Source organism: Maritalea sp. (assembly GCF_047634455.1).
Taxonomy (GTDB): domain Bacteria; phylum Pseudomonadota; class Alphaproteobacteria; order Rhizobiales; family Devosiaceae; genus Maritalea.
The window spans coordinates 1-23,142 of record NZ_JBLIAI010000044.1; the positions used below are offsets into that span (position 1 = coordinate 1).

A 23,142-nucleotide genomic window follows, 5' to 3' on the forward strand; every position below is an offset into this window, starting at 1 on the left:
GCAGGCATTTCGGCTCTGATCTTTTCGAGATAGCCGTTCATCTTCTCAAAGCTTTCAATCGTGTCCGCGGTTGCAGAGCGCGATACAGACAATTGAATAGCTTGCTCGCCTCGCATGTAGCCCACGGTCTGGTCTTTGTCATAACCGTCTTCGATTGTCGCGACATCGCCGAGCAATAGTTTTTCGCCGTTCGGTGAGGTGCGGATTTCCATGTTCGCGAGTTCGGTAGTGTTTACATCTTTGGCGATGGCACGAATCTGCGCCTCAACGCCACCTTCCAGTGAACCCGAGGGCTTGTCCAAAGTATTGGACGCAATAATGCGTGACAGGTCAGCCGTGGTTAGGCCCAACTGGCGCAGTTTTGCGTCATCAACGAGAACCCGGATTTCACGCGAACGGTAACCCGTAAAAGTAACCCGGTCCACGCCTGCATCCAGCAACCCATCGCGAATGTCACGGGCAAATTGGCGCAGCGTCGATTCTGGGAACGGCCCTGAAATGCCAATATCTGCAATCGGGTCGAAGAATTTTGGTCGATTGATTTCAGGTTTTTCGGCGTCTTCGGGCAGATTAGTGATTGCGGCCACGGCCTCTTCAGCTTGTGCCTCTGCGGTGCGCATATCTGTGTTGCGCTCATATTCTAGCGTAATGGTGCCACGACCCTCACGGGCCGTTGAACTCATGGATTTCACGCCATCCAAAAAGCGAACTGTTGGCTCCACCACTTGCAGCAGGTTTTTGCGGATATCATCGGCGCTGGCACCAGACCACGACATTTCGACCGAAATCACCCCAACTTCAAGCGAAGGGAAAAATTGGCGGTTGAGTTTGGACATGCCCCATACGCCGAAAAGAATAAGCAGAACCATCAACAGATTGGCAGCGTTTTTGTGCCGAACAAAGATCTCGAGAGGGTTTTTCGTCGATTGGTTTTTCATCTCAATGGCCCGGATTCGTGGTTAAGCCGCCGGCATCGCCATTGTTTTGGCCGCGGTTCGGTCTATTAGGATTTCCTTGGCGTTGGCCTTGACCCTGCCCTTGTCCATTGCCCGGTTGAGCACCTTCCGGACGCTCGCCTGCATTTGGTCCGTTCGTATTTTCGCCTTGGGTCTGTGGACGCTGTCCCCCATTGGGTCGTGCAAATGGATTAGGCGCAGGTTCGCCTTCATTGATAACAGCAACTCCATCCCCGGCTTGGGCAATGCGGGTGGTGATGATGGGAGTTTCAGGCTCAATATCGCCCCGCACCAACAGATATTCACCGTCGCGCGCCACTATTTCAATATCACGTCGCGACATGCGCCCATCGATATCGACATAAATATAGGTATTGTCATAAACCGCAGTTTCGGCAACGCGCAAAACCCTATCATGGGCCAGTCCCGGCACTAGGATTCTCACGAATGTGCCCGGGCGCAACTGGAGATTGCTGTCGCCTTTTATTTGCGCGAACACTTCAACGCCCCCCTTGGTTGCATCCACTTGAGCCCCAACGCGGGCGATTGTGGCCTGCGCCAAAATCGGCTCCGGTTCAACCTGCCATTCAACAGTGATATTGCGGCCGATCAGCCCGTCAGAAAGCAATTGTCCATATTGCTGATCCGACATGGTGAACCGAACTTCAAGCGCTAAAGTTTCGTATAATGAAATGAGAATTTCATTGTTGGAAACAACGCGACCCAGATCGATATTTTTGGCCGTGATAATTCCATCAAAGGGGGCAAATAGTTTGGTATCGTCAATATTACGTTGCGCACGCTCCACCTGCCACGCGATGCGGTCTAGGGCGGCGTCTTGACGATCCAACTGCGCTTGTTGAATAACAATGTTGCTTTCGCGTTGGATGACCGCTTGTTTGCGTTGCGACACAAGCAACTCCCGGTCATCAAGCGTTTTTTCAGTAATTGAGCCGCCTTCAAATAACGAATTGGCGCGTTCCAAATCGCGCACGGAGAGGTCATATTGGTTGCGTGTGAAGTCCAAATTTGCATTCTCGATTGAAAGACGCTCTTTTGCTTCGGCCAAACTGAATTGCGCTTCCGCAAGACTTGCCTGCGCCTCGGTCAAAGCGCCGCGATAGGTGAAATCATCGATTGAGGCAAGCAGTTCGCCTTTGGTTACAGCAGCACCAACGGCAAGACCATCAGCCATTTGCAACACTTTGCCTGCAACCTGCGAGCGCACATCAAGGCTATTCGCGGCTAAGACCTCGCCAAAATAAGTCAGTTGCGGCTGATAATTGGCATATTGGGCGGGCAGCGATTGCACAGTGAATGTGCGCTCACGCGGCTCACGTTTAGGTGGTTCTGGGCGATCCGCGATCATGTTTTGCGCATATAATCCGGCACCGCCGACAATCGCAACGGCGAGAAGAATTCGGAACAGAATGCCAAAAATTGACACGCGTTTTCGCTTAGGGGGCAGCACAATATCGGCTTGTCTGAATTCGTCGCTTGATTGCTGGTGCATTTGTGCCGGCCCGTCCATTTTCCCTAATCCTATTGCTGCAAATGGTAATCGCCCGCGCGGATTACAACAAATGAAACTTTGGTAAGGTTATGGACCGACCGGTCAAGTTGATCAGTTTTGCGTGACGCCAAACATGTTTGGATTGAAAAAATACTGCGTGGAACAGAACTCGCACGTGACCTCGATATCACCATCTTTGATCATGGCGCGAATGTCGTCATGCGAGAATTGGGAAAGCATCAACTCAATTTTGTCAGCATCGCAACCGCATTTTTCGATCATATCCATTGGTTCAAAAACGCGCACGCCCTGCTCGTGGAACAATCGGAACAATAAACGTTCCGATGAAAGATCGGGTTCAACCAGTTCAAGATCGTCAATGGTTTCCACCAACGCTCGCGCTTCCACCCACCTATTTTCCACTTCAAAACTATCGTCGGTGGTCTCAGGATTTTCAAAATCGCCATCACCGGGCAGGTCAGGCATGGTGCGGCCACCATGCTCTGGCAGGTGCTGCACCAGAACGCCACCGGCGCGCCATTTGGGCTGCACATCGCCCTTGTTTTGCATTTGAGCAACAGCCAAACGCACCAATGTTGGGATTTGCTCTGACTGCTTGAAGTAATTGTGGGCGACAGCCTCTAATCCCGAGCCGTCAAGCTCGACGATCCCTTGATAGCGATTGGTATTCTCACCTTGATCAATTGTCATGGCCATTGTGCCCTTGCCAAGCATTTCGGCTGGGGCAAGTTTTCCAGCTTCGGCTGCTTTGGACAAAGCTGCCGCATCAAAACGCGCATAACCGCGAATACCGTTTGGCGTTTGCAGGTCAACAACAATCAGATTTACGGGGCCATCGGTTTGGGTTTGCAGAATAAAGCGCCCCTCAAATTTGAGGGAAGAACCAACCAACGAGGCCAACACGACGGCTTCGCCCAACAGGCGCGCAACCGGTGCGGGATAGTTGTGGCGGCGCAAAATCTTATCCAGCGCATCGCTCAAACGCACAGAACGCCCGCGCACATCCAAGGTCTCAACAGCAAAGGGCAATACTGTATCATCACCGCTTTGGGGACGATCAAGGCCAACGGCCGACATAAAATCATCGCTCATTAGAGTTCCTTAATTCCAAAAACCCATGCCAAAACTGCCTTTTGTGCATGCAGACGATTTTCTGCTTCATCAAACACAACAGATTGCGGCCCATCCATGACCCCCGAAGTCACTTCGTCACCACGATGGGCTGGCAAACAATGCATAAACAAAGCGTCAGGCTTTGCTTTTGCCATCAGTTCCTCAGTTACGCGGTAGGGTGCAAGGTTTTCGCGACGGATATTCGCATCTTGATCACCCATTGAAACCCAAGTGTCGGTGATCACCAAATCAACATCATTGATCGCCTCTGCTGGATCACGCAGAACTTTAATCCGCCCGTTCGCGTGGGCAATATCTGCTTGCATGCCCTGGTCCGGACTATATTGTTCAGGACACGCAATATTCAAGGTGCAGCCCAAAATGTCTGCCGCGTGCACCCACGATGCCAACACATTGTTGCTGTCGCCAAGCCATGCAATTTTGATGCCGTCAACCGGACCGCGATGTTCTTCATATGTCATAATGTCGGCCATAATCTGACAAGGATGCGACATGCGGGTGAGGCCGTTGATCACTGGAATGGTTCCAGAACTTGCCAGCTCCAGCAAATCGTCATGGCTGAGCAATCGGATCATAATCGCATCCACATAACGCGACATCACGCGGGCCGTATCGGCAATGGTTTCGTCACGTGAAAGCTGCATCTCTTGGCCGGTTAACATCAATGTCTGACCGCCGAGCTGGCGCATACCCACATCAAATGAAACGCGGGTGCGGGTGCTTTCGCGATCAAAAATCATCGCCAGGATTTTGCCTTTGAGCAGCAATGTTTCTTCGCCAGCTTTCAGCTTTGCTTTGATGGCAACCGCGAGGTCTAGGATTTTACGAAGTTCCTCTTTCGAGAAATCTTTAATATCCAGAAAATGTTTTACTGCTGTCGTTGTCATAACGACCGTCCTTTTCGATAAACTTAAACTTTGAGAAACGAGATAGTTAGGCTTTTGCGCTGGCCAAAGATTTAAGACCAGCGTCCAATCGTCGGACAGCTTCGTCAATATCGTCTTTGGTCACGATGAGCGGTGGCAGCATACGCACCACATTGTCGCCCGCACCTACGGTCAACAGTTTGGCATTTCTTAATGCGGCAACAACTTGTGCAACGGGCGGCGCAACTTTTATACCGACCATCAAGCCTTTGGCGCGAATTTGAACGATTAAATCAGGATATTTTTGCGCCAATTGCTGCAAGTTCCAAGCAAGATATTTGCCCATTTCCTGCACATGGTCGAGAAATCCAGCTTCAGAAACCCGATCAAAAACTGCATTGCCCACAGTGCAAGCCAGCGGATTGCCACCATATGTGCTGCCATGGGTGCCGGGGACCATGGCATTACCGACTTTGGCTGACGCCAAGCATGCGCCGAGCGGAAACCCACCGCCGATGCCCTTGGCTAGGGCCATGATATCGGGCTGAATATCTGCCCATTCATAGGCAAACATTTTGCCGGTACGGCCATAGCCGCACTGGATTTCGTCCAAGATTAACAAAAGTCCATGCTCGTCACAAAGGGCCCGCACGTCGCGTAAGAAATCTGTCTCTAATATATTGATGCCGCTCTCGCCCTGAATGGGTTCAAACAAGATGGCAGCACTATTTGGCGTGATTGCCGCTTTTAGCGCATCAATATCGCCACGTGCTACTTGAGTGAAGCCGCCAGCCTTTGGCCCAAAGCCTTCAAGGTATGAGGGATTGCCACCGGCAGCTATTGTGCCAAGCGTTCTGCCATGGAAGGCCCCTTCCATGGTGATGATTTCGTAGCGGTCCGCCTCGTCTTTATCATAGAAATAACGACGTGCTGTTTTGATGGCGCATTCAATAGCTTCAGCACCTGAATTGGTGAAAAACACCATATCGGCAAAGCTGATATCCACGAGCCGCTGCGCCAATGTTTCCGCTTGAGGTATGGTAAACACGTTGCTCACATGCCAAAGCTTTTCGGCTTGATCTTTGATCGCCTTAACAACATATGGATCAGCATGGCCCAAAATATTTACAGCGATGCCGCCCGCAAAGTCAAAATATTCGTCCCCATCGGTCGAAAACAGTCGGACGCCCTCGCCCCGTTCAAAGGCGATTTCAGACCGGGCGTAATTCTTATATAAAGCCGACATTTTTCTTTCCTGAAGGACCATGCGCAAATTCGTGGTGCAGCGCGTTATACATATAGTGAAACAAGAAGACGTGCCCGTTGATCACGATGCACGCCTTATTGCGCTCAGTTATGCCTTTTGTTGGTGCGATTTGTCAATCTGACAAGCCATTGGTCACATCCTGTTGACCAATCGTCAAAAAATTAGTGCTTTTTTAAGAGGATAAGTTTGTGACCCCCTTGTCTTTGATTCCGCCGATCCGGTAAAGTGGCTCATGTAGGGACACGAGATGTCGTGTGGCGGTCCTACAAAATATACGATAGATGGTATTTTTGCCAAAACTCATTTTTTGGCAGGTTATCGGATTCTATCTGGGCTTAATTGCGGAGGATCTTCATGGCGTGGACTGATGAACGCGTAGGAATATTAAAAAAACTATGGATGGAAGGTCTTAGCGCAAGCCAAATTGCAGGTGAACTGGGTGAAGGTGTCACTCGGAACGCTGTTATTGGCAAAGTGCATCGTTTAAAACTTTCTGGCCGTGCAAAACCTGCGGCTTCTGCACCACGCGCACGTAAACCTAGAGCAAACTCAACCGGCCCATCGGTACCAAGAAGACCCGCCGGAGGTGCCGTTCATGGCAGCACGTCTAGCGCGCCGCGTCGTCGCCAGAGTGTGCATGCGCCAGTATCAGGTGCAAATGCCTTGCAAATGAACACGGAAGTTGATGCAAACGTGGCTTTGGCAACCGCGCAGGAAGCCGAAATTTTCATTCCTGTTGAAGAGCGCATCAGCTTAATGCAATTGAACGAGACGACGTGCAAATGGCCAATTGGTGATCCGCTGAATGATGACTTCCACTTTTGTGGGCGCGATTCAGATGAGGGCAAGCCATATTGCGAGTTCCATTCCAAACGCGCTTACCACCAATTGGATCGTCGCAAACGGAGCTAATTTTCTGCCTGAACGCAGACGTAAAAAGCCGCCGCGAAGGGCGGCTTTTTTGTGGGCAAATGTGAGCGCTGGGGGCCTAATTGTCCAATTTTTTCACCAATTGGATTGTCCGAACGCTGATTTCGCGCGGCCATGCAATATTACCGACCACCGGTCAGGTTTCCGGTGGCACGTGGCAATTTATTGTGTTCGATCAAATTATGGCCGACGTTCATTCGAAGCCGCTTCGATCCGTTGCCCCTTAGGCAATGGCGCGCGCGTTGCGGCCGATTACCGCATGCCCATCAGGTTTGCGATCAGCAAGCTGCGCTTTTCGTCCATCTTCTCTTGGATTTTGTGGGCCAGATCAGCCTCTGGGCCGCAACAAACGATCGCGGTTTCCTTCATGTCGCGGTGGGTACGGCTGGCAGAATCCACCATCGCCCGCCGAAGGATGTCCAAGATCGCTTCCCGTTCTGCCGCTGGAAAATCGTCAGCAAGGGCGGTGTCCAGCTCTTGCGTCACGCGCTTCGAAAGTTTCTCGAGGTTCATCTGCTCTTCTCCAATTATGGGCTGTTCTACAAACTGAGCGCCGGAGTGGCGTGTCGGTGGCAGCCGTTTTTTTGCCTGCCACTTAAATCCCCAAGTGGCTTGGCTTGTTGGCAAGGTTAGGCCAGCAACGAGGTTATGGCAATGCGATACTCAGCTTTTCGCTGCGCCAAGAAACCATGAGCGATTTTTCCTAGCAGCGGTCTGTCATTTGCACTTGTACTTTGCCAACCGAAACGCTGTACGCACAAGAGCAGACCGCATGGTAGCAGAAGAAAATCGCGTTCAATTTCTTTTGGATTTGGATAAGTTTTCAGTCTGGCAGAAATTGTGTAAGTCAGAAATTTGGCTTCGTGACCATCAACCAAAAAACTGCCACGAGCGCTGGAAAAGCTAGCGTGCCAAGGAATACCCAAAGCTTGTTCAGTTTCCAATAATGGATTGGCAATTCCTCAAACGTGGATACTCCCGCCGCGATATCACGCATTTTGACCTGTATCCAAACGACGGGCAACCAACAGACGCCAGCGAAAACAAAGAGGGACAATGCCAGCAAAAGCCATGGTTCGCTGTAATCCATTCCCAAAGTGTTGATCAATAAAATGCCGCTGGTGATTTGAACTATTCCAGACGGCGTGGTGAAAAGCAAATCCCCTAACACGACCATTCGAGTAGTGAACTTGATGGCCGACAGGTTACGCATTCTGTGGGCTGCGAAAAAGTAGAACGCCAAGCCGATTCCGGTGCCGAACAATACAGTCGAACTGAGAATATGAACCCACTTTAATATCAAATAATCCATGCTAAACCTATGCCTGAGTTTAAACAGATTAAGAAGCGAATATTGATGGCAGAGGCCGATCCATTTTTCATGGAAATATTTGGCAATGCTTGGGCGACGATGCCAGATGTTTTTCACAAACACTATGCCAATAGGGCATTTTGCGATGACGCCGTGAAAGTCACCGGCACAATGTCGATCTGGCAAAGCCCAATCATGCGGCCTGCTGCATTTTTGTTTCGATGGACTAAAACACTCATTCCAGTAACCGCTGAAAACCTAGCGGCTGAGGTGATATTTAGGACACGTTCGGACAGCGACAAGTTCTGGTACGATCGAACTGTCAGGCTGCAAGGCGGCGAAACCCTGAATTTTGTTTCTTATTTGGAACCAAAAGGCGGAAATCAGGTGGTGGAATGGACCGGCTCTGGCATTGGTTGGCATTCAACATTTCAGTTTGAAGACAATCGCGTGCATTTGCGCCATTTGGGCTATCGGTTTCGCTTGGGAAAACTCGATTTCCCGCTGCCACTAACATGGCTTTTTGGCACACCTTCTGCGTGGGAAGAAGCCATCAGCGAGACAGAATTCAAAATGGAGATGACGATTGATCACGCGGTCTTTGGCCGGATCTATTCATATACCGGACAATTTGAAATAAAGGACATCGCTCTTGCCAAATAAGATTATGGTGCTTGGCGGCTATGGAAATTTTGGCAAACGAATTTCACGTGCGCTTGCAGCAAAGGGCATCGACGTTCTGATTGTTGGTCGCAGTTTAGAGAAATCAAAACGTTTAGCCGATGAGATTGGGCACCATGCCACACCACTTTGCTTTAGCGTTCCTGACGATTTGGGTCAGTTTTTGGCGGAACATCGCCCTGCCGCCGTCATAAATACAGTTGGTCCGTTTCAACACCAAGGATATGAAACGGCACGCATCGCGATTGAGTGTGGGGTCAATTATGTCGACCTTGCCGACGGGCGCGAGTTTGTTTGCGGCATTTCTGAATTGGACGCGTTGGCCAAAAATGCAGGTGTTGCGGTGATAAGTGGTGCCAGCACAGTTCCAGCGTTATCCGATGCCGTTGTCAGTGAATATCGAGGTGAGTTTTCATCAATTCAGAACCTGAAATATGGTATTTCGCCCGGGCAAGGGGCGGAACGCGGCTTGGCCACGACGCAAGGAATTCTAAGTTATGTTGGCAAACCCCTTGCGCCGTTCCCGAGCATAAAAAGGCGTGTATTTGGCTGGCAGAATATCTATCGCCAGCCCTACCCCGGCCTGGGCAAACGGTGGATGGCGAATTGCGATATTCCCGACCTCGACTTGCTACCAAAACGCCATAACATCAAAACCATTCAGTTTTCTGCGGGCCTTGAGCTTGCCCCCTTGCATTTAGGCCTGTGGGCATTGAGCTGGATTATTCGTTTGGGCCTTCCGGTGGAGTTGAAAAATTTTGCGGCACCTTTATTGAGCGTCAGTAATTGGTTTAATCGGTTTGGTAGTTCTGATGGAGGCATGCACGTCGTCATTGCTGGCCCTAGCGCAAGCGATCCGACAAAAACAATCGAACGGCATTGGTTCATCATTGCCAAAAACGGTGACGGGCCGCATATCCCAACAATTCCCGCGATTTTGTTGGCACAAAGATTTGCAACTGGCAACTTACCCCCAACTGGCGCTTATCCTTGTTTGGGACTGGTATCTCTTTCGGACTATGTTTGTGAACTTGAAGGCCCCAACTTTGAGGTTGTAACGGAACGCCGATAACTGCATTCTCAAACAAAGACTTAATGCCTATAATTCTGTGCCAGCGCATATCCAGCTTGGCTAACGCGCAGCTGCAAGCTTTTGATCAAACACCTGACCATTCCTAAAACAGCGCGGGCGTGGAAAACAGGCCATGGTTGCAGCTCTCTTCCGCGCATTTCGGTCAATGCTGGATAGAAGACTAACGACCCCGAATACTTTGGGGTTATGTATTAAAACCTGGTCAACGATGATGTTCATTTCACAAAATTGACACTTTGACCGACTTTAGTGCGTCCAGCGCAATGTTTATATTTACAAAAACTTCAAATGGGTGATTGGATATAATGGAGCCGCCGCTTTGGTGCGCACCTGAGTCTTGCAGGACCCCAGCGAAAACTCAATCGAATGCCCAGACTAACGACAAATGTTGGAAACCCGACATTCGCCGACTAAAGCCATCGCAAACGCTGTTCAGCGCCAAGATGGATAACCCGTTACGAGAACGTGAGTTTTAAACACTGCGGGCTCGTTGCACTTCGAAAAGGGAAAAACCAATGTCAAAAGGCGACAAAAGCCGCGGCAATAAAGAGGCGAAAAAACCAAAAAAAGAGAAGCCTAAAGTTTTGGCGACATCCAATTCTAACGCTGGAAAACCGCTAAACATCAACGCGGGGAAAAAAGCCAAATAGCCCCAACGTGGGCCGGTGAATAATCGGCCCATGTTCTTTCGAATGCACAGGTGTGTAACAAATCGCCAAGCGCTTCAGCGATCAACTCTCACATAAAACTGAATTCGACTGCATAACAATATCGCTGTTGGCCACTAGGGTCTGAACTCAGTTGAGAAATGATCCGCTACGGATAAAGCCACCTAACCCGTTGCTGTAAACTTTTCGTCAAACGCATAGCCTGCGCCGCGCACGGTGCGGATGGGGTCTTTAGCCCGACCACGATTGAGCGCTTTGCGCAAACGGCCCACATGCACGTCGACCGTGCGTTCATCCACATAGACATCGTTTCCCCAAACGCCATCCAGCAATTGCTCGCGGCTATATACCCGCCCGGGGCTTTGCATGAGATATTCGAGCAAGCGATATTCAGTTGGACCCAAATGTACTTCTTTGCCAGAACGGCTAACCCGGTGAGTTTCACGGTCCAATTCAATGTCCCCGGACTTGAGGGCATTGGACATCAAGCTTGGATTTGCGCGGCGTAGATGGGCTTTGACGCGGGCGAGTAATTCGGGGACTGAAAATGGTTTGACCACATAATCGTCAGCGCCGGTTGCCAAGCCACGCACACGTTCTTCTTCTTCACCGCGCGCGGTCATCATGATGATGGGTATGCGTGACGTTTCTTCTTTGGTGCGCCAACGGCGGCAAAGTTCGATGCCTGAAAGACCGGGCAGCATCCAGTCCAACAGGATCAAATCGGGTAACTCTTCTTGCAATTGCAAAGTGGCCGCATCGCCGCTTTCAACTGTGGCAACACGGTAACCCTGGGCTTCCAAATTATATCGCAGCATAACCGCAAGGTCTGCTTCGTCTTCAACGATCAGGATGAAGGGCGCCATTGTTTGTGTACCGTCTTGTTGAAACGCTAATTCAGCTGAACTTTGCCAGATTCAATATCGTAATAAAGGTTTTCGCCCGTCTTAAGGTAGTAAGCGGCTTCTGCAATATTGGTGGCGTGGTCCCCTGCTCGCTCCAAGTTCTTGGCGCAAAACAGTAAGTGCGTGCAATCTGTGATGTTGCGCGGGTCTTCCATCATGTAGGTGAGGAATTCGCGGAACAAAGATATATAAAGCGCATCAACTTCATCGTCCCGGCGGCAAACATCTACAGCGATGTTGGCGTCACGCAAGGTAAAGCTGTCGAGTGAACGCTTGATTTGCGCAAGCGCCATATCCGACATGTGGCGCAGGCCGTTATAGAGCTGCTTGGACACACGCTGGCTATCAATATGCTTGACGCGACGGGCCAGATTTTTGGCGATATCGCCAATACGTTCAAGATCGTTCGCCACGTGGATGGCAGAAACAATGTGGCGCAGATCGCCGGCCATCGGCTGGCGACGGGCGATCATTGACACCGCTTTTTCATCGATATAGCGCTGCATGTCATCAACGGCTTTATCGCCCTTTGATGTTTGCTTCGCCAGATCGTGATCTACCCGGATCAGTGCTTGAGTGGCGTTGGTAATTGCCACTTCCACCATGCCCCCCATTTCTGAGATGGCGCGGGTGAGTTCGGTGAGTTCATCTTCATAAGAAGATACAATATGTTCGTTCGATGCGTTGGCCATTTTACTTGCCCTTTCGCCGTTAATATTACCCGATCCGGCCGGTAATGTAATCTTGTGTTTTTTTGTGATGCGGATTGGTGAAAATCTGCTCGGTCGGCCCTTCCTCGATCAACTTGCCGAGATGGAAGAATGCCGTCTTTTGACTTACACGCGCTGCTTGTTGCATGGAGTGGGTCACAATCACGATGGTGAAGTTTTCACGCAACTCGTCAATAAGCTCTTCAATAATCGCCGTTGCAATTGGGTCAAGGGCTGAGCAAGGCTCATCCATCAACAAAACCTCAGGCTTTGTTGCGATGGCGCGCGCAATGCACACACGCTGTTGTTGCCCCCCGGATAAGCCAGTACCAGGCTGATCAAGACGATCTTTGACCTCATTCCACAAACCAGCACGACGAAGTGACGAGGTAACAAGTTCGTCCAATTCGTCTTTTGAGCGGGTCATGCCGTGAATGCGTGGGCCGTAGGCGACGTTTTCATAAATCGATTTGGGGAATGGGTTCGGCTTTTGAAACACCATCCCGACGCGGGCGCGCAATTCGACAACGTCGATTGCTTTGTCGTAAATGTCCTGCCCCTCAAGCGTGATGGCACCAGACACTTTGCAAATGTCGATGGTATCATTCATCCGGTTGAGGCAGCGCAAAAAAGTGGATTTGCCGCAACCAGAAGGGCCGATGAGAGAGATCACCTGGTTGGCAACAATGTCCAAATCCACATCAAACAGGGCCTGCTTTTCAGCATAATGCACACAGACCTTTCGGCCGGACATTTTTATTGTTTCGTTGCCCGGCTGCACATTTGGCTGCAAAATATCGGTGGCTATTCTCATTTCGATCCTCGTCGATCTTCAAAAAATTGGCGCAAAGTTGGGGCTACCAACGGCGCTCAAATCGTTTACGCAGCACAACTGCAATGGCATTCATTGCAATCAGAAACGCCAACAAAACCAAAATGGCGGCTGAAGTGCGTTGCTGGAAAGCAGGTTCTGGGAAATCCGCCCACATGAAAATTTGTACGGGCAAAACCGTTGAAGGATCGCTGAAGGTGGTTGGCACATCCACCACAAAGGCCACCATGCCGATCATCAATAAAGGTGCGGTTTCACCCAAGGCCTGCGCCATACCGATGATCGTACCGGTCAAAATACCGGGCATGGCCAACGGCAAAACATGATGGGTTACAGTTTGCAAACGCGATGCGCCGATGCCCAGTGCAGCCTCGCGGATGGAAGGTGGCACCGCCCGCAAAGCGGCACGTGACGCGATGATGATGGTTGGCAACGTCATCAGGGCCAAAACCATACCGCCCACATATGGCGCCGAGCGATCAAGATTGAAAAAATTCAGGAAAACAGCCAGCCCAAGCAAACCAAACACGATGGACGGCACCGCCGCAAGATTGTTGATGTTGACCTCAATGATGGTGGTCCAGCGGTTCTTTGGTGCGAATTCTTCCAAATAGATTGCGGCGGCAACACCCAACGGAAATGCGAGTGCCAATGTAATGATCAGCGTAAGGGCAGAACCGACAGCCGCCCCTAAAACGCCAGCCATTTCCGGCTCTCGGCTTGCGCCACGGGTAAAGAATATGGTGTTAAAGCCCGACCGCACAAATCCTCGCTCGACGAGTATATCCGTCCACACAATTTCCTGATCGGAGAATTTCCGGTTGGCTTCAACAACGTCCAAGGTGCGCAGTTGCCAAGTGCCTTTTGCGGCCTGATCAATTTCTTCATCCAAGGAAAAATATGGTGTTGCCAAGGCTGTTTTGTCGGTAACAGACGTTAGTTTCAACACGTTGCCGCCGACATAGAGAAGGGTTGACGGCATGTCGCTGGTTAATGTTTCGCCCAGCTCTTTGTTGGCGATGCGCTCATCAAGCGCCGCTGCACTCGCCGCAAGAGCATCAATGCGTTTCAGCAAAATGGAAAGGTTCTTTTCCGTTCGGGCGAGCGATGTTTCAAGCCGATCTGATATTTGAGTATCAGTTTCAGTTGGAATTCGAGTTTTGAACGTCTTGATTTCGTCTTCGAGTTTGCTTTGTGACCGAAGCAATCCCGCTTGCTCGTTGCGAAGTGCACCAACTTGTACGGCCAATTGCGCTTTTGCCTTTGCCAATACGCTCGCAAATATCGGCGCATCCGCAATCAAACCATATTCTTTATCTTGCAGTTCGATTTTCAGGTTGGCTGCGCCATCGACAAACGAACTTCTAGCAATCTGACCTTTTAGGTACAAATCAGCGAAATCTGAAATCGGGATTTCCAGGCTTTTGCCCGATGCAATAAGTGATGGGTTATCCAGAATTTGCTGCCGAAGGTAAACAGGAGCGCCGGAGGACAAGATACCACCAAGTGCGCGTTTGCCATTGCGTGATTTGACATCAGGGAATTGTGCGCGGATCGCGTCTCGAATAACGCTGTCATAGTCCGCCTTTTTGAGCGCTTGAAGATCGCTGCCATCGGCGCCCAATTTTTCAGCCGATATATCGAGTGGCAAGTTCACGAAATTAAAGACGAAGGCGGGCAGGCCCTGGCTGGCAACTGACGTTAAAAGCAAAAGCAAAAACGCAATGGATACACCGATTGCTGCGCGGCCAACCCATTTGAAGTAACCTTCGGTGCGGTAACGTTTCGCCAGACGCCCCCGCGCTTCGTTGGATGTGTGAATTGATGACAATTGTTGCAATTCTTCGCCCGCCATATCAGTCATATTGCTCACGATATTTCTGGATGACGCGCAAAGCGATAATATTGAGCATCAAGGTTACACAGAACAGCACGAGACCTAGTGCAAAAGCGGCAAGCGTTTTAGCGCTGTCAAACTCTTGGTCACCCACCAGCAGGGTGACGATTTGCACCGTCACTGTGGTGACCGCCTCAAGCGGATTTGCGGTAAGGTTGGCCGACAAACCAGCGGCCTTCACCACGATCATTGTTTCGCCAATGGCCCGCGAAATCGCTAACATCAATGCTGAGACAATGCCCGGCAGCGCCGCAGGCAAGATCACCCGACGAATGGTCTCCGACTTGGTTGCGCCAAGCCCTGCGGAACCATCGCGCAGGCTTTGGGGGACGGAATTGATCACATCATCGGACAGCGACGAAACAAATGGGATGATCATAATCCCCATCACCAAGCCAGCGGCCAACGCGCTTTCAGAAGAGACCGATAGGCCAAGCGGTTCGCCAGAACTACGCAAGAATGGGGCGACCGTTAGCGCTGCAAAAAACCCGTAGACAACTGTTGGTATGCCGGCAAGGATTTCCAGCATCGGCTTAGCAACTGCGCGTATGCGTGGCGTTGCATAGTCAGACAGGTAGATCGCTGACATCAAACCAATTGGCGCGGCAACCAGAATGGCGATGGTTGTGATCAACAGGGTACCCGCGAAAATCGGGATCGCGCCAAACACTTCAGCGTTACGGTCGGTGGCGTCAGCGCCGACCCCCTCAAACGCGCTTTGTGGGCTCCAGTGGGTACCAAACAAAAAGTCAAAGAATGGCACTTTTTGGAAAAAATTTATGCTTTCAAATATTAAAGAAAGCACTATGCCCAGTGTGGTGAGAATGGCGACACCAGATGCCGCAATAAGCGCAAATAGAACCGCTCTTTCCACAAACTGACGGGCGCGCAGATCAACAGTTATTTGTCGCCAGGCCAGAAATCCGCCACCCAAGACGAGCGCGGCCAAAACCAGTTGTAAAATCAGCGTTGCGGTAGCAAAGAAAGAGCTATAGCCGTCAATCGCGATGCGTTCAATTTGGCTCACTTCGCCAAGATTTTGACTTTGCGAAATACCAAATGCGGCGCGCAGCATCGCGCCTTGTTCTAATTCGGTTAAGGCTTGGAATTGTTCGCCAAGTTGAGCCGTTACAAAAGCATCGGCGAAATAGCGCGAGAAAAACGTCCAGCCTAGAAATACCAGAGTTGCGGGCAGCAAGCCACAAATGACGAGCATGCCGCCGTGAAAAGCCGGATTTGAGTGTAGTTTTGTCGTATCACCATTGGTGATGGCAGTTGCACGGCTGCGACCTGTATAGAACAAACCGCCAGTGGCGGCTATTACGATCAATAAGGTGAGCCAAATTTGCACAGCGTGCCCCCAATCATTTGGTCCTAGCGAACATAATGACCGCCCCAAGTAAAGCCGGGGCGGTGCATAACTTAGAGATTTCTACATCTTTTGCGCAGCGACCAAATCTTGGGCGTTGGCTTTGAATTTGGCGCGATCTTCTTCTGGAAGCGGGATCAGGCCTTTTTCTGTCAGGTAACCTTCGTCACCCCAAGCATTGTCGTTGGTGAATTCGGCCACATATTCCATGATGCCTGCAATAACGCCGACATGCTCTTTTTTGACATAAAAATACAGCGAACGAGACACTGGGTAGTCACCATCAGCAATCGCGTCGAAAGTTGGCTCAACACCATCTACAATCGCGCCTTTGATCTTGTCTGCGTTTTGGTCAAGGAAAGAGAAGCCAAAAATACCGAATGCGGCAGGATTTGCTTCAAGCTTTTGAACGATCAGGTTGTCGTTTTCCCCCGCATCGATGAACGCGCCATCTTCGCGGATTTGCGAACATGCGTCTTCTTGGATGCCATCTTGGCAAGCTTCTTCCATCACCAGTTCAACAAATGCATCACGTGTGCCAGAGGTCGGTGGTGGACCAAGCACTTCAATTGCCTCAACTGGCAGCGATGGGTCTATCTCTGACCAGCTTGTGTAAGGGTTGGCGACCACAGCACCGTCGATCACAACATTTTTGGCCAATGCCATGAAGATTTGCCGACGTGTCACACTTAGCGATGGTCCAGCTTTGGAATTCGACAATACGATACCATCGAACCCGACTTTAACTTCAACAGGCGTCACACCGTTGGCGACGCATTTGTCGATCTCTTTGTTTTTGATACGGCGAGATGCATTGGTGATGTCTGGCGTACCTTCGCCAACACCTTCACAGAAAAGCTTCAAGCCTCCGCCTGAACCAGTTGATTCAACAACAGGTGTGGGGAAATTTGTTGTTTGGCCGAAACGCTCAGCAACCGCTGTTGCGAAAGGAAATACTGTTGAGGAACCAACAATTGAGATTTGCTCGCGCGCTTGTGCGCCAGTAACGGCCAATGAACCAGCAAAAAGAAGTGCTGCTGTGCTTGCAAAATGGGCTAATTTCATGATGTCTGCCTTTCAGAGCTCACATTCGAAACGTCAACTAGTCAGCCGGCTCTCATTCTGCTTGTCAGCACCCGTTTGGTGCAACAAGCTGTCCGGACTGGGCGCACAATATCGCTGCTACCCAACTGTTTTATGTCAGTTAAATGACAGTTATATGACAGTTTAAGTGCTTGGTTAGTAAGCTATTTTCTACTCAGGAAGTTCAAAAGCCGACTCGCATGACAGTTGGTGTCACGAAAGGCAAATAGCGACCTTGGTGCCTTCACCCACAACAGAGGAAATCTGCAAGTCGCCGCGATGGCGGCTTATGATGTGTTTCACGATTGCCAACCCAAGGCCGGTGCCTTTTTTGCGGCGCGAGGATTCGGCGTCGACACGGTAGAATCGTTCTGTGAGGCGTGGCACATGCTCCACCGGAATGCCTTGACCATAATCGCGCACTTCGATGCGGACTTTGTGATCGGCGTGCAAGGGACATTTGCGGAGAATTACATCAACCTTTTTACCCTCAGTGCCATATTTGATCGCGTTCTCGATCAAGTTGGTCATGACCTGCATTAGCTCGTTCTGATCCCCTGTGATCATGGCGTCATCAAGTTGATTTTGGAAGCTCACCACGACCTCAGATTCTGCCGCCTGAGGCTGCAACGCCTCAATAGCTTCCTTCGCGATCTTGGCAATATCTGTTTTAGATGTTGGGCGCATGTGCTGACGCAATTCAATGCGCGAAAGCGACAATAAATCATCGATGAGGCGGGACATGCGTTCAGCTTGGGCATGCATGATACCCATGAACTTTTCGCGCGCCTCGTCATCATTTGCGGCAGGCCCGCGCAATGTGTCGAGAAAACCAATCAAAGATGTCAGCGGTGTGCGCAATTCGTGGCTGGCATTTGCCACAAAGTCAGCGCGCATCTGATCATGCTTGCGCTGAGCGGTTTTGCTGACGATGGTCACCACCAACAATTCGGAGTGTTTGGTTGGTCCATTATGTTGTTTCTTCTGCTCTAAGGGAGTGACCGCAACCTGATACCAATTGTCGGATGGCACAGTTTCATGAAACTCTCCGGTGACCCGAACAGCGCCATTAATGGCTTGGTCAATCGTGTTCAAAAATGCAGGGTTTCGTAGCGAAAATGCTAGCGGGTCACCAACCGTTGAGGCGGGAAATTCAGTTGCGGCGGCGCTGTTGCGGTACCGCAGGATTGCACGTCTATCGACAATGAGGCACGGGTCCGGCAAGGCTTCCGCAAATCGTTTGAGCGACTTATCAGGCCAAATATATGACTTTGTTGCCAGCGGTAATTCGTTGCGCATAAGGTTCGCGCGACGTGGCACCGCAATTGCGGCCAGAAAGATCAGCGAGAAGGCAAGCACTGCATCCACTGCGGGCAATTTGCCCGTCACATAAAAGCCCACAAACACCAGCACACAAGTTATGAGCACCCAGCGCGCGCCATAAAAACGATCACGCCATCTTTGCATTTCGGAAGGATTATCGATTGTCTTTGAGCCTGTGACCATGTTGAACCCCTTCAAATACGCTTGCAACAAACTGAATTGGAAATTGCGAACCAACGCACGATATTGGAACTCTGCGAAATTGATATGACAGATGTTTGACTTTACATTCAATGCTATAACACTATTCAATTCATAGTTCTAGCAATCTGAAAGTAGGGCCCAATTTATGGCTGACCAATCTATCCCGCTTGATCTTGATAATCCGCGCCTCCCGAAACAAATTGAAGATGGTGCTTTTGAAAGCGGGAATTTCCCTTACAAGAAAAAGCTAGACAGAAAACGCTATGAAGAAACATTGCTGGCAATACAAATCGAGCTGGTAAAACTGCAAAGCCATTTGCAAACTAAAGGGGAGCGCGTTGCTGCGGTTTTTGAGGGCCGAGATGCGGCAGGGAAAGGTGGCTCCATCCGGCGCTATCTCAACTATTTAAACCCGCGCCACAACAGAACGATTGCTTTGTCCAAGCCGACGCACCAAGAGCAGGGCCAATGGTATTTTCAACGTTACGCACAACACTTACCGACCAGCGGGGAGCAGGTTTTGTTTGACCGCTCTTGGTATAATCGTGCGGTCGTGGAACCGGTTATGGGCTTTTGCAGTGCCGAACAGACCGAAAAATTTCTGACCGAGGCGCCGCGTTTCGAGCGTATGATTGTTGACGATGGTATTCACTTTTTTAAGTTCTGGCTGAATATTGGCCAGCACATGCAGTGGAAACGCTTTCACGCCCGCCGACATGATCCACTTAAACAATGGAAGCTGAGCCCGATTGATCGCAAAGCTTTGGGTATGTGGGACGAATATACTGTGGCGCGCGACAGAATGCTCACCCGCACTGACACCCAACACGCTCCTTGGACAATCGTGCGCGCTAACGACAAGCGCCGGGCGCGGATCGCAGTCATCCAGAAAGTGCTGTCAACGATCGACTATAAGGGGCGTGATGAAAAGCTGGTTTTTGATATCGACACGCACATCGTGCAAAGCGCAGCAACGTTTATGAAGCATCACTGCGCCGACGAATAAAACGTGATTTTTAGGCTATTGCGTCCGGGGAAAACCGATTGTCCGGAATAACAACAATTGGGGTGCCGTTTGGTACACGTTCGAAAAAGTCCACAATATCCTGGTTGGTCATGCGGATACAACCTGACGACGCGGCTGTTCCAATTGTCCACCATTCAGGTGAACCGTGGATGCGGTAAAGCGTATCGCGACCGTCTTTAAAGATATAAAGAGCGCGCGCACCCAATGGGTTGTCCAGCCCCGGAGGTTGGCCCTTTGCCCATTTCTCCAGTTCAGGCACACGCTCGATCATCTCGCGCGGTGGCGTCCAAGTTGGCCAACGCCGTTTCATCTGTACGGTGGCGCGTCCTGACCAGGTAAAGCCTTGTTTGCCGATGCCAACACCAACACGTATTGCCTGGCTGTCCGGCAGGGTGAGATATAGGTATCTATTTGGTGTATCCACGACAATTGTGCCCGGCAGTTCACCAAATGGGTCTGCAACCTGTTGCCGCCAAAATTTTCGATCAATCCGGTTGCCAGGAATTGCCGGAATAATAAATTCGCCATCATCGATAGCTGCATAGCGCATCAAATCAGCGGTCGCCTGTTCTCTGAAACTGGCGGCACGCAATTGTGCAGAACCCGTTGCACCACATGCTGCAAGAACAGATGTTGCGGCAACACTGGACCCAAGCGCAAGGAATTGACGACGGTTGAATTTTCTAATCATAGCACACAAATTTTTCCGGACCGGAAACCAAAATTTCCGCATCGATTGACCAAGTTGCATGACCCATAACCTAAAACGAGGGCATTTGATACGGTATTTATGCAACAGTGAAGAATTATGCAGCACTTCTTCCACAATTTGCACCAGACGAGGGTCTGGACTCAATTGAACTGCTGTCCAGATCATTTCTCAATTGAGTTCAGACCCTAAGATTGAGGCTTGGGTTGCATGCCGCCAATTTGCTCGGTGATCACTTTTGCAGCGCCCATCACATAGCCCGCAAGCTCGCTCACCCGCTGGTTTGTGACCCGCACGGTTGGCCCTGAGATTGAGACGGCAAAGATCGGCTCGCCGAACTCATCAAATATGGGTGCCCCTATGCATCGAAGGCCAAGCGACTGTTCTTCATCGTCAACGGCGTAACCGCGCTGACCGACGGTTTTGAGGTCCTCAGATAGCTGGTTTTTCGTGGTGTGTGATTTTTGGGTAAGCGCTTCAAAAACTGTACTGTTAAGTGCCGTCTCACGTTCTTGCGGACTAAGAAACGCCAAGATCGCCTTACCAACTGCGCTCGCGTGCAGCGGCCCACGCGCGCCCAAAGGCACAACCATGCGCATGGCCTCGTTACACTCGATTTGCGCAATGAATGTCAGCGCGCCGTGCTTTAACACGGCCAAATTGGATGTTTCGCCCGTTTGCGCCACCAGTTGCCGCATGACTTGGCGCGCCGTTGCGATGTGATCTTGGCGACGCAAGTACCCAGCACCTGCGCGAAAAGCTGCCAGCCCCACAAACCAACGGTTATTCTCGGACTCAAAACTCACAAAATCTAACGCCTGAAGACTAGACAACAGGCGATGTGCGGTTGAGGGCGCGAGTTCGGCCATTGGCGCGATGTCGGCAAGTGACAAACCGTCTGGATGCTCGGCCACTAATTGCAGAAGGCCAAGCGCGCGGTTCAATGACTGCACGCTGCCTTTTGCTTGGTCATCCTTGGTGGGCTGAGCCATTGTTAAGCAACTGCTTTCGCTTGCTTGCGGCGTTGATGCAAAATTGGTTCGGTGTAACCGCTTGGCTGATCAACGCCTTTAAATACAAGGTCGCATGCCGCGGCAAACGCAATCGAAGCGTCAAAGTTCGCAGCCATTGGCCGATAAGTCGGATCATCCGCATTTTGTTGATCGACAATGGCGGCCATCTTTTTCATGGCAGCCATCACCTGATCTTTGCTGACCAACCCATGCTCAAGCCAATTGGCGATATGTTGCGACGATATCCGCAACGTTGCGCGGTCTTCCATTAAGCCCACATCGTGAATGTCTGGTACTTTGGAGCAACCGACCCCTTGATCGATCCAGCGCACCACATATCCCAAAATGCCTTGCGTGTTATTTTCGAGTTCCGACGTAACTTCTTCATCGGAAAGGTTTTGACCCAACAATAAGGGTGGCGTCAGAATGTTTGTGAGATTTGCTTTGGGGCGCGAAGCCAACTCAACCTGACGATCAAAAACGTTTAATAGATGATAGTGCGTGGCATGCAATGTTGCAGCCGTTGGCGATGGCACCCACGCGCAGTTTGCACCTGCTTCAAGATGTTCGATTTTCGTCGCCACCATTTTCGCCATTTCGTCGGGCATGGCCCACATGCCTTTGCCAATTTGTGCTTTGCCGGAAAAACCAGTTTCTAGGCCAGTGTCAACGTTCCAATTTTCATAGGCGCTGAGCCAAGGCTGGGCTTTGATGGCGGCTTTGGGCAGTACGGGTCCTGCGTGCATAGAGGTGTGGATTTCGTCGCCTGTACGATCAAGAAATCCAGTATTAATGAACACAATCCGGTCTTTTACAGCGCGAATACATTCCTTCAAGTTGACCGTTGTGCGGCGCTCTTCATCCATCACGCCAATTTTGACGGTATGGCGCGCAAGGCCTAGCTCATCTTCGACCATGTTGAACAGATCGTTGGCCAGCTTAACCTCATCTGGGCCGTGCATTTTTGGCTTCACAATATAGATTGAACCGGCGCGCGAATTACGCTGACCGTCCGTTTTCTTGAGGTCATGCATTGCGCACAGAATTGTCATCAGTGCGTCGAGCATGCCCTCTGGTACCTCATTTCCATCCTTGTCCAAGACCGCATCAATGGTCATTAGATGGCCAACATTGCGCACCAGCAAAAGGGAGCGGCCTTGCAGGGTGAGGGCTTCACCATTTGTGCTTGTAAATTCAAGATCGGGCTCAAGTGCGCGGGTGATGGTTTTACCGCCTTTTTCCAGTTGTGCGGTGAGATCACCTTTCATCAGACCAAGCCAATTGCCATAGACTTCTGCTTTGTCCTGCGCGTCAACAGCCGCCACTGAATCTTCGCAGTCCTGAATGGTGGTTAGCGCCGATTCAACGTTCACGTCTTTCACACCCGCACGGCTTTGGCTGCCGACCGGATCGCTTGCATCAATAATAATCTCAACATGCAGGCCGTTGTTTTTCAAAAGGATACCAAGTGCACCCTTGTTGTCCCGACTGCCAATGAACTGTGCAGGATTTTGAAGTCCGACTTGTTCTCCCGCAGCGGTCATGACGCGCAAATTTGTGCCTTTTATTTCATATTTCACGGCATCGGCGTGCTTGGCTCCTGATAATGGCGCGGCGCGGTCCAGAAAA

The 23,142-nt window shown here is 50.7% G+C and carries 21 protein-coding genes and 2 pseudogenes; 5 read left to right on the forward strand and 18 right to left on the reverse strand.

The window, feature by feature from the left end; genetic code table 11:
• From ACJAZW_RS11160 to ACJAZW_RS11180, 5 genes are all read right to left on the reverse strand, one after another.
• The coding region (locus ACJAZW_RS11160; RefSeq protein ID WP_415158072.1) for an efflux RND transporter permease subunit at positions 1-938 on the reverse strand (938 nt) is incomplete at its 3' end.
• 1 nt (position 939) lies between these two features.
• Positions 940-2,487, reverse strand: coding sequence for an efflux RND transporter periplasmic adaptor subunit (locus tag ACJAZW_RS11165; RefSeq protein WP_415158074.1), 1,548 nt, complete (start codon positions 2,485-2,487; stop codon positions 940-942).
• A gap of 93 nt (positions 2,488-2,580) precedes the next feature.
• On the reverse strand, positions 2,581-3,582 hold the full coding sequence (locus ACJAZW_RS11170; protein WP_415158076.1) for an Hsp33 family molecular chaperone: 1,002 nt from the start codon (positions 3,580-3,582) through the stop codon (positions 2,581-2,583).
• The gene (gene argF, locus ACJAZW_RS11175; protein WP_415158078.1) at positions 3,582-4,511 is read right to left on the reverse strand and encodes an ornithine carbamoyltransferase; all 930 of its coding nucleotides are present in this window, start codon (positions 4,509-4,511) and stop codon (positions 3,582-3,584) included. The genes ACJAZW_RS11170 and argF overlap by 1 nt, the downstream gene beginning before the upstream one ends.
• Positions 4,512-4,557: 46 nt before the next feature.
• Positions 4,558-5,736 (reverse strand): aspartate aminotransferase family protein, encoded by a 1,179-nt coding sequence (locus tag ACJAZW_RS11180; RefSeq protein ID WP_415158080.1) that lies wholly within the window; start codon positions 5,734-5,736, stop codon positions 4,558-4,560.
• 375 nt (positions 5,737-6,111) lie between these two features.
• On the opposite strand from ACJAZW_RS11180, the gene ACJAZW_RS11185 reads away from it, so the two are divergent.
• On the forward strand, positions 6,112-6,669 hold the full coding sequence (locus ACJAZW_RS11185) for a GcrA family cell cycle regulator (RefSeq protein ID WP_415158082.1): 558 nt from the start codon (positions 6,112-6,114) through the stop codon (positions 6,667-6,669).
• Between the two features lie 270 nt (positions 6,670-6,939).
• On the opposite strand, the gene ACJAZW_RS11190 is transcribed toward ACJAZW_RS11185, so the two are convergent.
• The gene (locus ACJAZW_RS11190) at positions 6,940-7,200 is read right to left on the reverse strand and encodes a hypothetical protein (protein ID WP_415158084.1); all 261 of its coding nucleotides are present in this window, start codon (positions 7,198-7,200) and stop codon (positions 6,940-6,942) included.
• A gap of 334 nt (positions 7,201-7,534) precedes the next feature.
• Positions 7,535-7,999: a DUF2269 family protein gene (locus tag ACJAZW_RS11195; RefSeq protein WP_415158086.1), complete on the reverse strand. Its 465-nt coding sequence runs from the start codon at positions 7,997-7,999 to the stop codon at positions 7,535-7,537.
• Between the two features lie 9 nt (positions 8,000-8,008).
• On the opposite strand from ACJAZW_RS11195, the gene ACJAZW_RS11200 reads away from it, so the two are divergent.
• From ACJAZW_RS11200 to ACJAZW_RS11210, 3 genes are all read left to right on the forward strand, one after another.
• On the forward strand, positions 8,009-8,662 hold the full coding sequence (locus ACJAZW_RS11200) for a DUF4166 domain-containing protein (RefSeq protein WP_415158088.1): 654 nt from the start codon (positions 8,009-8,011) through the stop codon (positions 8,660-8,662).
• Positions 8,652-9,752: a saccharopine dehydrogenase NADP-binding domain-containing protein gene (locus tag ACJAZW_RS11205; RefSeq protein ID WP_415158090.1), complete on the forward strand. Its 1,101-nt coding sequence runs from the start codon at positions 8,652-8,654 to the stop codon at positions 9,750-9,752. Before ACJAZW_RS11200 ends, ACJAZW_RS11205 begins: the two co-directional genes overlap by 11 nt.
• Before the next feature lie 536 nt (positions 9,753-10,288).
• Positions 10,289-10,423, forward strand: coding sequence for a hypothetical protein (locus ACJAZW_RS11210; protein ID WP_415158092.1), 135 nt, complete (start codon positions 10,289-10,291; stop codon positions 10,421-10,423).
• A gap of 182 nt (positions 10,424-10,605) precedes the next feature.
• Here ACJAZW_RS11210 and phoB read toward each other — a convergent pair whose 3' ends face one another.
• The 8 genes and pseudogenes from phoB to ACJAZW_RS11250 all read right to left on the reverse strand — a co-directional run bounded on the left by phoB (position 10,606) and on the right by ACJAZW_RS11250 (position 18,743).
• Positions 10,606-11,307 (reverse strand): phosphate regulon transcriptional regulator PhoB, encoded by a 702-nt coding sequence (gene phoB / locus ACJAZW_RS11215; protein WP_415158094.1) that lies wholly within the window; start codon positions 11,305-11,307, stop codon positions 10,606-10,608.
• Between the two features lie 26 nt (positions 11,308-11,333).
• On the reverse strand, positions 11,334-12,038 hold the full coding sequence (gene phoU, locus ACJAZW_RS11220) for a phosphate signaling complex protein PhoU (RefSeq protein ID WP_415158096.1): 705 nt from the start codon (positions 12,036-12,038) through the stop codon (positions 11,334-11,336).
• Between the two features lie 25 nt (positions 12,039-12,063).
• Positions 12,064-12,870 carry a phosphate ABC transporter ATP-binding protein PstB gene (gene pstB / locus ACJAZW_RS11225; protein WP_415158098.1) on the reverse strand — a complete coding sequence of 269 codons (807 nt, stop codon included), beginning with the start codon at positions 12,868-12,870 and terminating at the stop codon, positions 12,064-12,066.
• A gap of 43 nt (positions 12,871-12,913) precedes the next feature.
• Positions 12,914-13,777 (reverse strand): annotated as a pseudogene (gene pstA, locus ACJAZW_RS11230) (phosphate ABC transporter permease PstA); the annotation flags it as partial.
• A 483-nt stretch (positions 13,778-14,260) separates the two neighbouring features.
• A pseudogene (locus ACJAZW_RS11235) lies at positions 14,261-14,752 on the reverse strand (DUF3333 domain-containing protein); the annotation flags it as partial.
• Positions 14,745-16,136, reverse strand: coding sequence for a phosphate ABC transporter permease subunit PstC (gene pstC, locus ACJAZW_RS11240; RefSeq protein WP_415158100.1), 1,392 nt, complete (start codon positions 16,134-16,136; stop codon positions 14,745-14,747). The gene pstC and the pseudogene ACJAZW_RS11235, both read right to left, overlap by 8 nt.
• 81 nt (positions 16,137-16,217) lie before the next feature.
• Complete coding sequence (locus ACJAZW_RS11245) at positions 16,218-17,219, reverse strand: PstS family phosphate ABC transporter substrate-binding protein (RefSeq protein ID WP_415158102.1); 1,002 nt, start codon at positions 17,217-17,219, stop codon at positions 16,218-16,220.
• Between the two features lie 231 nt (positions 17,220-17,450).
• Positions 17,451-18,743 carry a sensor histidine kinase gene (locus tag ACJAZW_RS11250; RefSeq protein ID WP_415158104.1) on the reverse strand — a complete coding sequence of 431 codons (1,293 nt, stop codon included), beginning with the start codon at positions 18,741-18,743 and terminating at the stop codon, positions 17,451-17,453.
• A gap of 166 nt (positions 18,744-18,909) precedes the next feature.
• Between ACJAZW_RS11250 and ppk2 the strand changes: the two genes are divergently transcribed.
• Positions 18,910-19,770: a polyphosphate kinase 2 gene (gene ppk2 / locus ACJAZW_RS11255; protein ID WP_415158106.1), complete on the forward strand. Its 861-nt coding sequence runs from the start codon at positions 18,910-18,912 to the stop codon at positions 19,768-19,770.
• 10 nt (positions 19,771-19,780) lie between these two features.
• Here the strand turns inward: ppk2 and ACJAZW_RS11260 are convergent, their stop codons facing one another.
• The 3 genes from ACJAZW_RS11260 to ACJAZW_RS11270 form a co-directional block, all read right to left on the reverse strand.
• A complete protein-coding gene (locus ACJAZW_RS11260; protein WP_415158108.1) occupies positions 19,781-20,482 on the reverse strand; it encodes a L,D-transpeptidase in 702 nt (233 codons plus the stop codon).
• 206 nt (positions 20,483-20,688) lie between these two features.
• Positions 20,689-21,492: an IclR family transcriptional regulator gene (locus tag ACJAZW_RS11265; protein ID WP_415158110.1), complete on the reverse strand. Its 804-nt coding sequence runs from the start codon at positions 21,490-21,492 to the stop codon at positions 20,689-20,691.
• A 2-nt stretch (positions 21,493-21,494) separates the two neighbouring features.
• A partial coding sequence (locus ACJAZW_RS11270; RefSeq protein WP_415158112.1) for a malate synthase G occupies positions 21,495-23,142 on the reverse strand: 1,648 nt, incomplete at its 5' end.

What these genes read in the sequence shown, in the direction of transcription:
- phoU (WP_415158096.1), bottom strand. Translation starts at nt 12,038, where the DNA reads ATGGCCAACGCATCGAACGAACATATTGTATCTTCTTATGAAGATGAA.
- ACJAZW_RS11200 (WP_415158088.1), top strand. Translation starts at nt 8,009, where the DNA reads ATGCCTGAGTTTAAACAGATTAAGAAGCGAATATTGATGGCAGAGGCC.
- pstB (WP_415158098.1), bottom strand. Translation starts at nt 12,870, where the DNA reads ATGAGAATAGCCACCGATATTTTGCAGCCAAATGTGCAGCCGGGCAAC.
- ACJAZW_RS11165 (WP_415158074.1), bottom strand. Translation starts at nt 2,487, where the DNA reads ATGGACGGGCCGGCACAAATGCACCAGCAATCAAGCGACGAATTCAGA.
- ACJAZW_RS11185 (WP_415158082.1), top strand. Translation starts at nt 6,112, where the DNA reads ATGGCGTGGACTGATGAACGCGTAGGAATATTAAAAAAACTATGGATG.
- ACJAZW_RS11190 (WP_415158084.1), bottom strand. Translation starts at nt 7,200, where the DNA reads ATGAACCTCGAGAAACTTTCGAAGCGCGTGACGCAAGAGCTGGACACC.
- ACJAZW_RS11170 (WP_415158076.1), bottom strand. Translation starts at nt 3,582, where the DNA reads ATGAGCGATGATTTTATGTCGGCCGTTGGCCTTGATCGTCCCCAAAGC.
- ACJAZW_RS11250 (WP_415158104.1), bottom strand. Translation starts at nt 18,743, where the DNA reads ATGGTCACAGGCTCAAAGACAATCGATAATCCTTCCGAAATGCAAAGA.
- ACJAZW_RS11180 (WP_415158080.1), bottom strand. Translation starts at nt 5,736, where the DNA reads ATGTCGGCTTTATATAAGAATTACGCCCGGTCTGAAATCGCCTTTGAA.
- ACJAZW_RS11210 (WP_415158092.1), top strand. Translation starts at nt 10,289, where the DNA reads ATGTCAAAAGGCGACAAAAGCCGCGGCAATAAAGAGGCGAAAAAACCA.
- ACJAZW_RS11265 (WP_415158110.1), bottom strand. Translation starts at nt 21,492, where the DNA reads ATGGCTCAGCCCACCAAGGATGACCAAGCAAAAGGCAGCGTGCAGTCA.
- ppk2 (WP_415158106.1), top strand. Translation starts at nt 18,910, where the DNA reads ATGGCTGACCAATCTATCCCGCTTGATCTTGATAATCCGCGCCTCCCG.
- phoB (WP_415158094.1), bottom strand. Translation starts at nt 11,307, where the DNA reads ATGGCGCCCTTCATCCTGATCGTTGAAGACGAAGCAGACCTTGCGGTT.
- argF (WP_415158078.1), bottom strand. Translation starts at nt 4,511, where the DNA reads ATGACAACGACAGCAGTAAAACATTTTCTGGATATTAAAGATTTCTCG.
- ACJAZW_RS11260 (WP_415158108.1), bottom strand. Translation starts at nt 20,482, where the DNA reads ATGATTAGAAAATTCAACCGTCGTCAATTCCTTGCGCTTGGGTCCAGT.
- ACJAZW_RS11195 (WP_415158086.1), bottom strand. Translation starts at nt 7,999, where the DNA reads ATGGATTATTTGATATTAAAGTGGGTTCATATTCTCAGTTCGACTGTA.
- ACJAZW_RS11245 (WP_415158102.1), bottom strand. Translation starts at nt 17,219, where the DNA reads ATGAAATTAGCCCATTTTGCAAGCACAGCAGCACTTCTTTTTGCTGGT.